The organism is Streptomyces sp. MS19, from assembly GCF_047200595.1.
Lineage (GTDB): Bacteria > Actinomycetota > Actinomycetes > Streptomycetales > Streptomycetaceae > Streptomyces.
Genome location: NZ_JBJZOH010000012.1, coordinates 131,494 through 144,436 on the forward strand (window position 1 = coordinate 131,494; position 12,943 = coordinate 144,436).

9 protein-coding genes are annotated in these 12,943 nt (G+C 74.7%); 6 read left to right on the top strand and 3 right to left on the bottom strand.

Annotated features, from left to right (window positions below; genetic code table 11):
* Positions 1-99 precede the first annotated feature (99 nt).
* From ACL02R_RS15015 to ACL02R_RS15030, 4 genes are read left to right on the top strand one after another with little or no spacing between them, the layout of a single operon-like run.
* Complete coding sequence (locus ACL02R_RS15015) at positions 100-1,653, top strand: TIGR02677 family protein (protein ID WP_412797385.1); 1,554 nt, start codon at positions 100-102, stop codon at positions 1,651-1,653.
* Positions 1,650-2,984, top strand: a complete 1,335-nt coding sequence (locus ACL02R_RS15020; RefSeq protein ID WP_412797386.1) for a TIGR02678 family protein — start codon at positions 1,650-1,652, stop codon at positions 2,982-2,984. The genes ACL02R_RS15015 and ACL02R_RS15020 overlap by 4 nt, the downstream gene beginning before the upstream one ends.
* Positions 2,981-7,066, top strand: coding sequence for a TIGR02680 family protein (locus ACL02R_RS15025; protein ID WP_412797431.1), 4,086 nt, complete (start codon positions 2,981-2,983; stop codon positions 7,064-7,066). Before ACL02R_RS15020 ends, ACL02R_RS15025 begins: the two co-directional genes overlap by 4 nt.
* The gene (locus tag ACL02R_RS15030) at positions 7,063-8,355 is read left to right on the top strand and encodes a TIGR02679 family protein (RefSeq protein ID WP_412797387.1); all 1,293 of its coding nucleotides are present in this window, start codon (positions 7,063-7,065) and stop codon (positions 8,353-8,355) included. Before ACL02R_RS15025 ends, ACL02R_RS15030 begins: the two co-directional genes overlap by 4 nt.
* A 60-nt stretch (positions 8,356-8,415) precedes the next feature.
* Here the strand turns inward: ACL02R_RS15030 and ACL02R_RS15035 are convergent, their stop codons facing one another.
* The 3 genes from ACL02R_RS15035 to ACL02R_RS15045 all read right to left on the bottom strand — a co-directional run bounded on the left by ACL02R_RS15035 (position 8,416) and on the right by ACL02R_RS15045 (position 11,407).
* Positions 8,416-10,260 (bottom strand): glycosyl hydrolase family 18 protein, encoded by a 1,845-nt coding sequence (locus ACL02R_RS15035; RefSeq protein WP_412797388.1) that lies wholly within the window; start codon positions 10,258-10,260, stop codon positions 8,416-8,418.
* Positions 10,261-10,670: 410 nt separating this feature from the next.
* Complete coding sequence (locus tag ACL02R_RS15040) at positions 10,671-10,916, bottom strand: hypothetical protein (RefSeq protein WP_412797389.1); 246 nt, start codon at positions 10,914-10,916, stop codon at positions 10,671-10,673.
* A 317-nt stretch (positions 10,917-11,233) separates the two neighbouring features.
* Positions 11,234-11,407: a DUF6507 family protein gene (locus ACL02R_RS15045; protein WP_412797432.1), complete on the bottom strand. Its 174-nt coding sequence runs from the start codon at positions 11,405-11,407 to the stop codon at positions 11,234-11,236.
* On the opposite strand from ACL02R_RS15045, the gene ACL02R_RS15050 reads away from it, so the two are divergent.
* Entirely contained in the window at positions 11,364-11,660 is a 297-nt protein-coding gene (locus tag ACL02R_RS15050) for a DUF6177 family protein (protein WP_412797433.1), read from the top strand. The two genes, ACL02R_RS15045 and ACL02R_RS15050, sit on opposite strands and share 44 nt — an antisense overlap.
* A 419-nt stretch (positions 11,661-12,079) precedes the next feature.
* Positions 12,080-12,874 carry an SGNH/GDSL hydrolase family protein gene (locus ACL02R_RS15055; RefSeq protein ID WP_412797390.1) on the top strand — a complete coding sequence of 265 codons (795 nt, stop codon included), beginning with the start codon at positions 12,080-12,082 and terminating at the stop codon, positions 12,872-12,874.
* The last annotated feature ends 69 nt before the right edge of the window (positions 12,875-12,943 follow it).

The following is a 12,943-nucleotide window of genomic DNA, read 5'->3' on the forward strand; positions in this document are numbered from 1 at the left end:
GGTGCTCGTTGTCAGAGCGACCGTTTAGCGTGGGTCGGGACGCAAGCGGCGGGGCGTGGCGGAAAGGGGCGGGAGGGCGTGCGCAGGGTTCCACCGGACATGTTCCGGTTCACCACGGGGGAGAAGGCCGACACCTACGGAGCGGTCCTCGACGCCTTCGGCGCCGCCGGGGAGAACCTGGAGACGGCGCTCGGCGCCGACGCCGTACGGGAGCGGCTGCGCACCGTCGGCTGGCTCGCGGCGATCGAGGACGGGGAACTGCACGAGACGCTGAAGCGGCTCGTCCACTGGGGGCTCCTCGACGTCGTGCAGAACCACGCCGAGAACTACCGCACGGCCGAGGAGTACGAACGGCGCAACGTCCAGTACTCCCTGACCCGCCGGGGCGAGGCGGCACTCGCCGGCGTACGGCACGCCCTGGACGTCCTCGCCTCGACCGGCGCGCTCCAGACCGCCGTCCTTGAGGCGATCGCCGACCGGCTCGACGAACTCGCCCTCCTGGCCGCCGAAACCGCGCCCTCGGCGGACCGCCGGATCTTCAGCACCCTGCGCGAGCTGGAGGGCCACCTGGAAGCCCTCGTCGAGAACACCAAGGCGTTCAACGGCGAGTTGCAGCGCCTCCTGCGCGCCGAGGGCGCGGACGCGGAGGTCTTCCGCGAGGTGAAGGCCGCCACCGTGGCGTATCTCCAGGAGTTCCTGGTCAACCTCGACCGGCGGGGGCGCGCCGTCGGTGAGGCGGTCGCCCGCGTGGAGGAGCGGGGCATGGCCCGGCTGCGGGAACGGGCGCTGCGCGGCGCCGAACTGCCCCCCGTCGCAGGACAGGACGCCGGTCCCGCGTGGCTGGAGAGCCGCCGGGCCCGCTGGGCGGGACTGCGCGCCTGGTTCCTGCCCGACGACGGCGCCCGGCCCAGGATCGAGGAACTGCACGCCATCGCCAGACGGGCCATCGTCTCCCTCCTCCAGGTCCTGGAGCGCATCAACGAGGCGCGGCGCCGCTCGTCCAGCGCCGTGCAGGACTTCCGGGAGCTGGCACGCTGGTTCGCCGCCGCACCGGGCGAGGAGGACCTGCACCGGCTCTGGGCCACCGCCTTCGGCCTCGGCTCCGCGCGCCACGCCCATCTCGCGCACGAGGACCCGGAACTGGTCCCCTCCTCGCTGTCCTGGACAGAGGCGCCGCCGGTGCGGGTGTCCGCGCTGCTGCGCACCAGCGGGAAGACCGAGCGGTTCACCCGTACCGCGAAGGTGCGCGACGTCAGGGCGATCCGGGCGGAGCGTGCCGCCCGCGCCCGGCAGGAGCGCGAAGAACTGGCGCGCGCGTGGCGGGACGTCGCCACCGAGGGCCAGGTGCGCCTGTCGTCCTTCGGGGAACTGGCCCCGGCCGTCTTCGAGCGGCTGCTCGACCTGCTCGGCCGCGCGCTGTCCGCCCGCCCCGACACCACCGGGCTGCGCCGCGCGACCACCGGGGACGGCCGTGTGGAGATCGTCCTCGCCCCGCCACCCGATGACCGCGCCGCCGTCCTGCGCACGGCACAGGGCGAACTGCGCGGCCCCGACTACCTGGTGAGTGTCTCGGCGCCGGGCGCCTGGGCGGACGGGCCCACGAGCCGCGCCACGGACGAGCCGGCAACGGCGGGGCGGGAGGCCACGGGATGAGCACACTCGCCAACCAGCTGGCCGCGGCCGAGCGGGAAGAGGTCGCCCGTGGCATCCGCCTGCTCCTGGCCCGCCCCCTGTTGACGGAGGCCGCCGACCCGCCGGGCTTCGCCCTCGTCCGGCGCCGGCGCGAGTCGCTGGCCGCGTGGTTCGACTACACCTGCGGATGGAGCCTTGTCGTCGAGCCCCGCCGGGGCTACGCGCGGCTCGGCAAGGTCCGCCCGGGGACGGACGCCTCCCGCCCGGCCCGCAGAACGCGGTCCGGGCGCGCCCCCTTCGACCGCAGGCGCTACGTGCTGCTGTGCGTGATCGCGGCCGAACTGCTGTCCGTTCCGATGACGACCATCGGCCTGCTCGCCGACCGCGTGATCGCGGCCACCACGGCCGACGAGGCACTGCCCGCGTTCGATCCCGTGCAGCGGCCGGAGCGTACGGCCTTCGTGGACGCGCTGAAGCTGCTGGAGTCCTACGGGGTGCTGCGCACCGTGGACGGCGCGACGGACGCGTACGTGGAGTCGGCCGACGCCAAGGTGCTCTACCGGGTGGACGCCACCCTGCTGATGCGGCTCCCGGCCGCGCCGGTCGGCGCCTCGCGCTCCGCCGTCCCGGCGGACGAGGTGCCGGCGCGCTTCGGGGAACTGCTCGCCGGTCTGGTCCGCGAGCGGCGCTACGGCATGACGCAGGACCCCCCGGGGGGCCGGCCGCCGGAGGACCCGCACGGTGAGCCCGTCGCCGCCTCGGACGCGCAGCGCAACCTGTGGCTGCGGCACTCCGTGCTGCGGCGGCTCTTCGACGAGCCGGTCCTCTACCGCGCCGGCCTCACCGACGAGGAGGCGGCGTACATCACCTCCCTGACGGGGCGGCAGATCCTGCGCCGTGCGGTGGAGCAGGCGGGCTTCCTCCTGGAGGAGCGTGCCGAGGGGTTCCTGCTCGTGGACCCGGACGCGATCGCCACCGATCTGCGCTTCCCCGACGACACGTCCACCGCCAGGGTGGCCGCCCTGCTCCTGCTGGAGCCCGTCCGCGCGAGGCCGGGCGGCATGCTGCCGGAGCAGGTCGCCGAGGCCGCCGCCGGGCTGCTGCGCCGGTTCCCCGGCTGGGCGAAGACCTACCGGTCCGAGGACGGCGCGGCACGGCTTGCGGAGGACGCCGTACGTGTCCTGCGCGACACCGGGCTCGTCCGCCGGACCGGCGAACTCGTCACGGCGCTCCCGGCGGCGCACCGCTACCGCGTGCCGGAGCCGGAGACGGCCGGCACGGACGGGCGGGGCGCGCGAGGCGGTCGCGGAGCCGCTGCCGGCGCGGGACAGGACGGAGAAGACACATGGTGAACGTGACCCCGCTTCCGGTGCCCCGGCAGGAGCGGCGCTCCGGGACGCCCGCGCCGGACGCGGTCCGTGACCGCTGGCAGCCGCAGCGGGCGGGCATCCTCAACGTCTGGCGGTACTACGACGAGACGTTCACGTTCCACCAAGGCCGCCTGCTGCTGCGCGGACAGAACGGCTCGGGGAAGTCCAAGGCCCTCGAACTGCTGCTGCCCTTCCTCTTCGACGCCAGTCTCCGCCCCAACCGGCTGTCCACGTTCGGCGGTTCCGAGCGCACCATGCACTGGAACCTGCTGGGCGAGGGCGCGGCGGGCAAGACCCGCGTCGGGTACGTGTGGATGGAGTTCCGCCGCGCCGGCGACGACGGCGGGGCGGAGCGGTGGTTCGGCTGCGGCGCCCGGCTCCAGGCGAGTGTGCACACCAGCGGCGTGCACACCGACTACTTCACCACCACCGACCGGCTCGCCCACCCGGGCGGCGTGCCGCTCGTCAACGAGTCCGGCCAGCCGCTGACGCGCGCGGCACTCGCCGAGGCGCTGCGCGGACGCGGAGAGGTGCACGCGTCGGCCGCCGAGTACCGCACCGCCGTACGGCGTCACTTGTTCGCCGGAATGGGTGAGCAGCGTTACGAGTCGCTGCTCACCGCGCTCCTCCAGCTCCGGCAGCCCAAACTGTCCGAACGGCTCGACCCGTCCCTGCTCTCCACCCTCCTGTCCCGGGCCCTGCCGCCGCTCGGCGAGAGCGAGATCTCCGAACTCGCCGAAGGCTTCGAGCGGCTGGACCGGCAGCGTGAGCACCTGCGGCAGCTCGACGCCGAGGTGGCGGCGGCCGAGACCGTCGCCTCCCGCCAGCGCGGGTACGCGCGGCGCGTGCTCAGGGCCGGCGCCGCCGCGCTGATCTCGGCGACGACCGACATGGACAACCGCACCCGGGACGCCCGCGTCAGCGCGGACGAGCACGAACGGGCCGACCGCGCACGCGACTCGCTCGAAGCGCGCCGTGCCGAACGCGGTGAACGCGCACGGGTCCTGGAGGAGACCATCGAAGGGCTGCGCGACAGCGAGGCGTACAAGCGGGGAGAAGAACTGGGGAGGCTGCGCCGGGAGGCCGAGACGGCTGTCGCGGCGGCCAGGACACAGGACCGGAAGGCCGCGCGGCTCCGGCAGGCCGCCGAGGCGGACCGGTCGCGCGCCGACGAGGCGGCAGACGGCGCCCGCACAGCCGGTGAGCGTGCCGGGGCGGCGGCGGACGACGCCCTGGCGGCGGCCCGGACGGCGGGCCTTGAGTCCGTCTTCCACGAGACGGGCGCGCTCCTGGCCGGCGGAAACACCGCCCCGGACCGGTCGGCCGAGGAACGGGCGCACGGCGCGCGGGCGCTGCTGCGCGGCGCGGTCACCGCCCGCCGGGAACAGATCGCCCACGTCACGGAAGCTGTGGAGGCGCACGAGCGGGCCGTCCAGGAGCGGGGCGGCGCCGAGAAGTCGCTCGACGACGCGCGCACCCGCCTCGCGGACGCGGCCCGCCGGCGTGACGATGCCGCCCGCGCCTGGGACGAGGCCCTGGCCCGCCAGGAGGAACGGCTGCACGCGTGGGTCGCGAAGTGCAGTGAGCTGCGGTTCGACGACCCGGCCGCACCGGCCGCCCACGCGGCCTCCGAGACGGAGGTGCGGGCGCTGACCGACGCCGCGGCGCTTCCCGTGGAACGGGAGATCACCGAGGCGGAGATCTCCACCGGGACCGCGAGGCGGGCCGCACGCGACCGGCGCGACTCCCTGGCGGCGGAACTGGCCAGGCTGCGCGCGGAGACCGACCTGCCGCCCGCGCCCCCGCCCACCCGTACCACGGACCGTTCCGCCACGGCGGGCGCGCCGCTGTGGCGGCTGGTCGCGTTCCGGGACACCGTGCCCGTCCCCGTACAGGCCGCGGTGGAGGCGGCGCTGGAGGCGTCAGGGCTGCTGGACGCCTGGGTGACCCCGCACGCGGGTGTCGTCGTCACCGGCCACGACACCCGCGCCGAGGCGGCCCTCGCCGTGGCCGCCCCCGGGCCCAGCCTGCTGGAGGTGCTGCGCCCCGAGGACGACATGCCCGTCCCGGCGGAGACCGTGACCCGGCTGCTCGCCGGTGTGGCGTACGGCGACCGGCTGCCGGACGGACATCCGGCGGCCGTCGGCGCGGACGGGACCTGGCGTCTGGCGCCCGCCACCGGGAGCTGGGCGAAGGCGGAGCCTTCCCACATCGGCGCCGTCGCCAGACAGCGCGCCAGGCAGCGCCGGATCGCCCGCCTGGCCGCCGAGGCGGAGGCCGCGGACGCCGCGCTCGACGCGCTCGACGACACGCTGCGCGCCCTGGCCGGGCGCCGGGCCGCTCTCGACGCCGACCGCGCGCTCCGTCCCGACCACAGGGAACTGGACGCCAGGGACAGGGACAGGACCGGTGCCGAGGAAGGGGTGGCCGCCCGCGACGACGCCGTACGGTACGCCGTGCTCCTGCTCGGGGAGTGCGAGACGGCGGTGGCCGGGGCCCTGCGGGCGCTCAGCGCGCGTTCGGCCGAGCACCGCCTGCCCACCGACCGGGCACGGCTGGGTCGATCGGCCACGCGCGTCGACACGTTCCGCGACGCGTCCGACACCTGGGTGGACGCCTGGCTGAGCGCGACGGCGGCGGACGTCAGCGCGGGGCAGCTCGCCGCTGTCGCGGCCGGCTCGCAGGCCGCCGCCACGGAGCAGGCCGGGGAAGCGGCCACGGCGCGGGACGCCGCCGTGGGACTCAGGGCGCGGCTCGACGCCGTGGAATCCACCGCAGGCGCCGACCACCGGGAGGTCGTCCGCCGCGTCACCGAGGCGCGGGCCGAACTGGACCGCTGCCGCGCGGAAGCGGGACAGGCGGCCGAGGACCTGCTGGCGCTCGCCGGGCGCATCGGCGAACTGCGCGCCACACGCGACGAGGACGCACGGCGCCGCGAGGACGCCGTCGCCGCCAGGGACAGCGCGGCACGGCGCTTCCGCCACCTCGCGCTCGTCGGCCTGGCCGAGGACGCCGGCATCACGCTCGAACTCGGCGACGAGTACGGGGCGAAGGCCACGCTGGAGGCCGCCCGCGCGACCGCCGCGCAGTGGCCGGACGCCCCGCACGCGCCCCGCAACCTCGGCGACGCCGCCACGCGACTGTCGGAGGCCGTCCACCAGGCCAGGCAGCACCTCGGCGCGCGCGCCGATCTCGACCTGGAATCCGACGACGACGTGCAGCTCTTCACCGCCACTCTGGACGGGACACGTGTCGGAGCCACGGGACTGCTGCGTACCCTCCGGCAGGAACGCGACCGCAGCGGTGCGGACATCACGACAGCCGAGCGCCGCCTGTTCGACCAGATCCTCACCGGGGACATCCGCCGCCACCTCGCCGCCCGCATCCGCCAGGCCACCGAACTCGTGGAGCGGATGAACGGCCATCTGGAGCGTGTCCGCACCGCCTCCGACATCGCCGTGCAACTGGTGTGGCAGGTACGCCCGGATCTGCCCGAGGGCACGCGCGCCGCGCGCGAGCTGCTGCTGAAGGACCCGGGCCGGGTCACAGGAGCGGACCGCGAGGCGCTGCACGCGTTCTTCCGTACGCGCATCGAGGAGGCCAAGGGCAGGGACACGGCCGCGAGCTGGGAGGAACAGCTCGGCGACGTACTCGACTACACGGCCTGGCACCAGTTCACCGTGCGGCTCGACCGGGCGAACGGCTCCGGCTGGCAGCCCCTGACCAAGAAGCTGCACGGCGCGCTCTCCGGCGGCGAGAAGGCCATCGCGCTCCATCTGCCGCTGTTCGCCGCGGTGGCCGCCCACTACGAGGCGGTACCGGCCGCACCCCGGGTGATCCTGCTCGACGAGGTGTTCGTCGGCGTGGACACCACCAACAGGGGACAGGTCTTCGCCCTGCTCACCGCGCTCGACCTCGATCTGATGCTCACGTCCGACCACGAGTGGTGCCACTACGCCGAGTTGCCCGGCATCGCCGTCCACCAGCTGCTCACCGGCGCGGACGACGACGCCGTCACCACCGCCCGTTTCGTGTGGAACGGCCACGGGATGGAGGCGGAGTGACGCCCGGCCGGCCGGCGCACGGGGAGCGGACCCTTCGCCGGCCCGAACTGCGCCCCCTGTGGCTGGCGGTCCACGAGCGGCTCTCCTCCGGCCGCACCGTCACCCGCGTGCGCGTGGGTCCGCTGGACGACGCCCAGCGCGAAGCGCTCGCCGACCTCCTCGGCCTCGACCGCCTGCCGGACGCGCGGCCCTCCGTAAGCCTGGCCGGTCTGGAGGAGGCCGTCGGCGAACTGTGGGGCCGTACGCTGCGCGAGACCGTCACCGCCCTGGTCGGCCCGCCCGCCGACCGCGCGGCCGAGCGGCACCGGCGGGCGGACGAACGGGCCGGACTGTGGGCCTGGCTGGAATCCCACGACACGGTGCGGGCACAGCCGGCGCTCGCCGCGTGGGCCGCCTCCTGCCGGACCGCCGGCCTGGTCGGCGGCTCCACGGAGCGCACCCGCGCGCTGCTCACCGACGCGCTCGCCGTACTGGCGGCCCTGCCCGCCCTCGCCGAGCCGCTGCCCGTCTTCGCCGCCCGCGTCCTGCGCGGCGACTCCCACGCGCTCGACGACGGAACACGCCTCTCCGCCCTCGTCCTGCGCGCCCTGGCCGCCCTCCGCGACACCGACCCGCCGCGATCCGCCGAGGCACGGCGGGCCCTCTGGGCCGCGGCGGGCATCGCCACCGACGAGTTGTCCGCCACCGTCCTCGCCGGCGGGCTGCGCCCGGGTGGCGGCGGGCTGGCCGCCCGGCTGACGGCGGCCTGCGCCGAGGAAGGCCAGGCCGCCAGTCTGACGCTCGCCCAGGTCCGGAACGCGGGTGAGTTCACCCTTCCCACGGCTCCGGAAGCCCCGGCACCCGTCGTCCACGTCGTGGAGAACCCGAGCATCCTGGCACTGGCACTACGCCGCTTCGGCCCCCGGTGCCCGCCGCTCGTCTGCACGTCCGGATGGCCCAACAGCGCCGCGATCCAGCTCTTGCGGATACTCGCGGACCGGGGCGCCGCACTCCGCTACCACGGGGACTTCGACGGCGAGGGAATCCGCATCGCCGCATACGTCCTGGACAAGACCCCGGCCCGCCCCTGGCGGATGTCGGCGGCGGACTACCGCGCGGCGGTCACGTCCCACCCGGGCGGCCCGCGGCCCGGTCGCGTCACCGCGGCGCCCTGGGACGCCGAACTGGCCGGCGCGCTGTCGGAACACGGCACCTCGGTGGTCGAAGAGCTGGTGGCGCCGGTGCTGCTGGCGGACCTGGCGCCGGACGGGGCGGCGGCAGCCGGCGCGATCCATCCGGTGCGGACGTGACAGCGCTGCGGACGGGCCCCGGGGGTCCGTCCGCAGCGGTGGTGTGCCGGTGTGGCGGGGTCAGTTCAGGCCGTTGCCGATGGCCCGGACCAGTTCGCCGTTGGTCGTGTCGCCGCTGAACTCCCAGGAGAACGCGCCGCCGAGGCCCTGCTGGTTGACCCAGTTCATCTTGCCCGCGATGGTCGCCGGGGTGTCGTACGACCACCACTGGTTGCCGCAGTGCGCGTACGCCGTGCCCGCGACGGTGCCGGTCGGCGGGCAGGAGTTGCGCAGGACCTTGTAGTCCTCGATGCCCGCCTCGTACGTGCCCGGCGCGGCGCCGGTGGCCGTACCGCCGGGTGCCGACTGGGTGACGCCGGTCCAGCCGCGCCCGTAGAAGCCGATGCCGAGCAGCAGCTTGGCCGCCGGGACGCCCTGCGCCCGCAGCTTGTTGATCGCCGCCTCGGACGTGAAGCCCTGCGTCGGCAGGCCGTTGTACGAGGTGAGCGGCGAGTGCGGGGCGGTCGGGCCCGTGCTCGCCCAGGCGCCGAAGTAGTCGTAGGTCATGACGTTGTACCAGTCGAGGTACTGGGCGGCGCCGCCGTAGTCGGCCGCGTCGATCTTGCCGCCCGTGGAGCCGTCACCGGTGATGGCGGCCGTGACGAGGTAGTCGGGGCCGAACTCGGTGCGCAGCGCCGAGACGAGGTTGCGGAACGCGGCCGGGCCCGAGGTGTCGCAGGTCAGGCCGCAGGCGTTCGGGTACTCCCAGTCGATGTCGATGCCGTCGAAGACGTCCGCCCAGCGCGGGTCCTCGACCACGGCGCGGCAGGAGTCCGCGAACGCGGCCGGGTTCTGCGCGGCCTGGCCGAAGCCGCCGGAGTAGGTCCAGCCGCCGAAGGAGTAGAGGATCTTGATGTGCGGGTAGCGCTGCTTCAGCTGCCGGAGCTGGTTGAAGTTGCCGCGCAGCGGCTGGTCCCATGTGTCGGCGGTGCCGCTGACGGACTGGTCGGCGGTGTACGTCTTCTCGTAGGCGGCGAAGGTGTCGTCCACGACGCACTGGCCGTTCCTGACGTTGCCGAACGCGTAGTTGATGTGCGTGATCTCGGCGGCGGTGCCGGAGGTGACGAGGTTCTTCACGTGGAAGTCGCGGCCGTAGACGCCCCATTCGGTGAAGTACCCGAGGTTGATCTTGTCGCCGCCGGGACCGGGGCCGGGGTCCTCGCCGCCGCCGGTGGTGCGGACGGACACCGCGCCGCTGGGCGGGCCGAGCTGGTTCGCGGTGTCGCGGGCGCGGACGGTGTAGGAGTACGCGGTGCCGGCGGTCAGCCCGGTGTCGGTCCAGGTGGTGCCGGTGACGGTGGCGACCGTCGCGCCGCCGCGCAGGACGTCGTAGTTGCGGATGCCGCGGTCGTCGGTGGCCGCCGTCCAGGAGAGCGTCACCGAGGTGTTGGTGACGCTGGAGGCGGTCGGGGTGCCGGGAGCGGAGGGCGGCTGGTCGCCCGGCTGGGTGGAGCCGTCACAACTGGCGCCGTTGAGAAGGCAGTTGGCGGGTGAGCCGGTGCCGGAGCCGTTGAAGCCGAAGGAGACCGAGGCGCCGGGGGCGAGGGTGCCGTTCCAGGACTTGTTCCTGGCGGTCCAGTGGGTGCCGGACGAGGTGAGGTCGGCGTCCCAGAAGGCGCCGGCCGTGGTGCCGGAGGGGAAGTCCCACTCGACGGTCCAGCTGGTGAGGGTGGTGGTGCCGGTGTTGCGCACCGTCCACTTGCCCTCGAAGCCGGAGCCCCAGTCGGAGACCTTGGTGTACGTGGCGGTCGCGGACGCCGCGGCCTCGGCGGGGCTCGCCAGTCCGACGAGTCCGGCGAGCGGGAGGAGGAGTGTGGCGAGGGCGGCGACGAGTCTGTGCCGGGAACGCGTGTGCCTGAAGCGCATGAGCGCCTCCCTGTTCTCGAAGGGAGTCGGGACCTGCTGGGCCTCACACAAGCAGTGCGCCGAACGATAGAAAGGTCTGAACCAATCGGTCAATAGGTCTGGACCACTGTTTTGTTGGCGTACGGTCAAACGCCAGATCAGCGCCGGTCGGCGGCCGGGCCGTGTCCGAGCGTCTCGCCACGCGGCCTTCCGCCGTTCCCCGTCAGCAGGGCAACGCCTGGTGCGCCGACAGGCGACGCGGTGGAAGGCGGGACGGCCTCCAGTGCGTACGGCAGCGCAGGGCTCGATCCGGGTGCCGTGCTTCTGGGCGTGGCCGTTCCGCCGGTGAGGGCGTGGACGGTGGGCGAGTAACGCGGTGGGCGCCACCGTGCGGCGTCGTCTCGGTCACGGCACGCACGCCCCGCGGTGTCTCAGTCCTCCGGGCCCGGCGCGTGCTGGAGCGCGACGGCCGCCTCGGCGACAGCCGCGTCCGCCGCCCCGTCGGCGAGCAGCAGTTCGCCCAGGTGAACACGCAACGGCACATCCTGCGGCACGGCGGCGACGGCGGCCCGCAGACTCTGTATGAGAGGTGACTCGCCCGGCACGGCGCCCACCTCAGGAGCCCGCCACGGCCTGACGGGTGGGGCGGCCCCGGTGGGCCAGAGGTGGCCGGTCATGTCCGGACCTCGTCCGTCCGCTTGTGGTTCGGGAACGGCGACGCGGTAGCCGTTGGGTCCGGTGGCGGCCTCGGTCTTCCGCAGCGCCGCCGCGAGACGGCGGCGTGCCGTCGAAGGCGTACGGCCCCCAGACGTCCTGTGCGCGCCGCCGCCGTCCAGCCAGGTGCCGGCCCAGGAGGGCGAAATGGTAGACCCGGGAGCCGGGGAATCCGGCCGGACGGCCCTGCGGGAGGCGGCGCGGTCGTCGCGAACAGCTGCTCCGCCGGAACGCGTGTGCTCCGGCCCACCGATGCCCCGGACCGTGCCCACGTCGCCCGTCAGCGCGGCGTGATCCAGCTCCGGCTGGGCGAGATTCCCGCTGAACCGGGGGACGCCCGGCGGATCGACCTGGTCAGGGCGTTGCGTTGCGCCTCGGCGGTCATCGCGAGGCCACCGTCCAGGTGCGCCATGGTCGCGGACGACGCGCCCTGCAACGAGGCGCCCGCGTGCAGCGCGACGTTGCCAGAATCGCCCGCGTCTGCCCGACGAACGCGGCGAGCGCGGCGCCCAGGCCCACCAGCTCCCGGCGGTCCCGGCGTCGGCCAGTGTGCCCGCCGCCGAGTAGGCGTGCTCCGCAGATGCTTCACGCGTGACCGCGCCGCCCGCGACCTGGTGCTCGCGGCGGCGTGGAGGGCCGTGCGGTGCCGCCTGACGGGGCGGCCGCCCGCCGGGTGGGGCACGGCGGAACCGGCCCGTGTCCCGTAGGCGGGCGGCGTCGAGCAGGACACGACGTTCGTCCTCGGCCTGCCGCCGGGCACCGAGCCGCCGCCAGCCGAACTCGCCGCGCGGACGCGGGAGTCGGCGGAGGAGCTGGTCACCGGGCACGGCCCGGTGTCCCTTCTCGTGCTGACCGTCCCGCCGCCCCTGGAGGGTGTTCCCGAGGCGGAGTCGACCGGGCGGCAGCGGGTCGGCGCCCGTGGCGCGGCCCGGGTTCCCCTACGCGCTGGACGGCGCAGGGTGGGGCGGGTCCACGCGGCTCGTGGGCCACTTGCGGGGTGACGCGGCCGCCGGGTGATGCCGGCGGCGGGTGGTGGCGCGGTGGGGTGGAGTTGGCATGCCCACTTCCGTCAACGCGCGTTGCTTGGTACACCGGTCGCGCAGTGATCCTGCCGATGGAGGCCCCCGTGAGACTGCCAAGATCCCTGACAGCCGCGTCCGTTCTACTGTTCACGCTCGTCCTCGCCCTGCTGGGCACGGGTCCGGCGAACGCCGCCGCGCCCGCCTATGTGGCGCTCGGCGACTCGTACTCGTCCGGCAACGGCGCGGGCAGCTACATCAGCGCCAGTGGCGACTGCCACCGGAGCAACAACGCCTACCCGGCGCTGTGGGCGAGGGCCAACAGCCCGGCGTCGTTCACGTTCGCCGCCTGCTCCGGCGCCGTCACCTCCGATGTGACGTCGGGGCAGCTCGGCGCGCTCAACGCGTCCACCGGGCTCGTCACCCTCACGATCGGGGGGAACGACGCCGGGTTCGCCGATGTCATGACGACCTGCGTGACCGGCTCGAACAGCACCTGTGTCAACCGCGTCAACACGGCGCGGAACTTCGTCAACAGCACACTCCCCGGGCGGCTCGACGCCGTGTACGGCGCCATCCGCGCCAAGGCGCCGAACGCGCGGGTCGTGGTGCTGGGCTACCCCCGCATGTACATCGAGCCCTCCTGGTGGTGCATCGGCATCGGCGAGACCAAGCGCGAGGCCATCAACGACGCCTCCGACGTGCTCAACACGGTGATCTCCGCCCGTGCCGCCGCGCACGGGTTCGCGTTCGCGGACGTGCGCGGCACGTTCGCCGGCCATGAGCTGTGCTCGGGCGACGACTGGCTGCACGACCTGGCCCTGCCCATCTGGGAGGCGTACCACCCGACGGCCCGCGGCCACTCGGGCGGCTACCTGCCCGCGCTCAACGCGAAGGACTGAACGCCCCTCCGGCCACGGCCACCCTCCCTGCCCGTCCTCCCAGACGCCGAGGGGCGGTGGCCGTGGCCG